Origin of the sequence: Nonomuraea turkmeniaca (genome assembly GCF_005889735.1) — a bacterium.
Lineage (GTDB): Bacteria > Actinomycetota > Actinomycetes > Streptosporangiales > Streptosporangiaceae > Nonomuraea > Nonomuraea turkmeniaca.
The window spans coordinates 1-981 of record NZ_VCKY01000559.1 but is presented as its reverse complement, the minus strand read 5'-3'; the positions used below and the strand labels follow the sequence as shown (position 1 = coordinate 981).

The following is a 981-nucleotide window of genomic DNA, read 5'->3' as shown; positions in this document are numbered from 1 at the left end:
CCTTGTCGGTGCACGGACCGTCGGCGATGACCTGGTTGACCTCCACCCGGTCGCCCTCGGCCACGATCGGCTTCTGGTTGAAGCTCGTGCCCTGGTTGGAGCGCTTGAACTTCGCCACGCGGTAGGTCGTCCGTGTGCCGTCGTCGTTCATGACCGTGATGTAGTCGGCCGAGACCTCCTCGACCACGCCCGCCTTCTCGGCGCTGATGACGTCGCCGGCGTCGGTGGCGGCACGGTATTCCATGCCGGTGCCGACCAGCGGCGCCTCGCTCTTGAGCAGCGGCACCGACTGGCGCTGCATGTTGGAACCCATGAGCGCGCGGTTGGCGTCGTCGTGCTCGAGGAACGGGATCATCGCGGTGGCCACCGACACCATCTGGCGCGGCGACACGTCGATGTAGTCGACCTCGTCGGCACGGGCGAGCTCGGTCTCACCGCCCTTGGTGCGGACCAGGACTCGGGCGTCGGCGAACGAGCCGTCGGCGTTGAGCACCGTGTTGGCCTGCGCCTTGACGTAGCGGTCTTCCTCGTCGGCGGTGAGGTAGTCGATCTGGTCGGTCACCTTGCCGTCGACGACCTTGCGGTAAGGAGTCTCGACGAAGCCGAACGCGTTGATCCGGCCATAGGAGGCCAGCGAGCCGATCAGACCGATGTTGGGACCTTCAGGGGTCTCGATCGGGCACATCCGTCCATAGTGGGACGGGTGCACGTCACGGACCTCGAAGCCGGCCCGCTCACGGGACAGACCACCGGGACCCAGCGCGGACAGACGCCGCTTGTGCGTCAGGCCGGCCAGCGGGTTGGTCTGGTCCATGAACTGCGACAGCTGCGAGGTGCCGAAGAACTCCTTGATCGACGCCACGACCGGGCGGATGTTGATCAGGGTCTGCGGGGTGATCGCCTCGACGTCCTGCGTGGTCATGCGCTCGCGGACGACGCGCTCCATGCGGGCCAGGCCCAGGCGGACCTGGTTCTGGATCA

General features: G+C 67.0%; 1 pseudogene. It reads right to left on the bottom strand.

Annotated features, from left to right (window positions below):
* Positions 1 to 981, bottom strand: a pseudogene (locus ETD86_RS54505) (DNA-directed RNA polymerase subunit beta); the annotation flags it as partial.